Here is a 342-nt window from a genome sequence, read left to right as displayed (position 1 = left end):
CATTGCCATCAGCCCCTTTTAAAAACGTTTGTAATAACGTGCCACCGCGCAAGCTACCCGCACTACCAATAGATGAAACGGTTATATCAATTGTTTGTCCTGGCTTTCTAAATGCGGGTAATTCAGCATGTACAGCAACGGCAGCAACGTTTTTAATTTTAGGGCTTAAATTTGCAGGTAGCGAAATACCAAAATTGCTTAACATGCCTTTAAAACTTTGCTGAGTGAAGCGGCTCTGCTCACCCGTGCCGGGTAAACCCACTACTAAGCCAGAACCTACCAACTGGTTCGATCTAACCCCTTCAACCATAGAAATATCTTTAATACGCTCAGCATGTGCCG

General features: G+C 44.2%; 1 protein-coding gene. It reads right to left on the bottom strand.

Annotation, left to right across the window (positions count from 1 at the left end; translation table 11 throughout):
* Nucleotides 1–342: flagellar basal body P-ring protein FlgI (locus R2R70_RS19315; protein ID WP_410978796.1), on the bottom strand; the 342-nt coding region annotated here is incomplete at both ends.

The sequence above is a fragment of the Cobetia sp. SIMBA_158 genome, from assembly GCF_046566945.1.
Classification (GTDB): Bacteria; Pseudomonadota; Gammaproteobacteria; order Pseudomonadales; family Halomonadaceae; genus Cobetia; species Cobetia amphilecti.
This window is presented reverse-complemented; position numbering and strand designations above follow the sequence as displayed.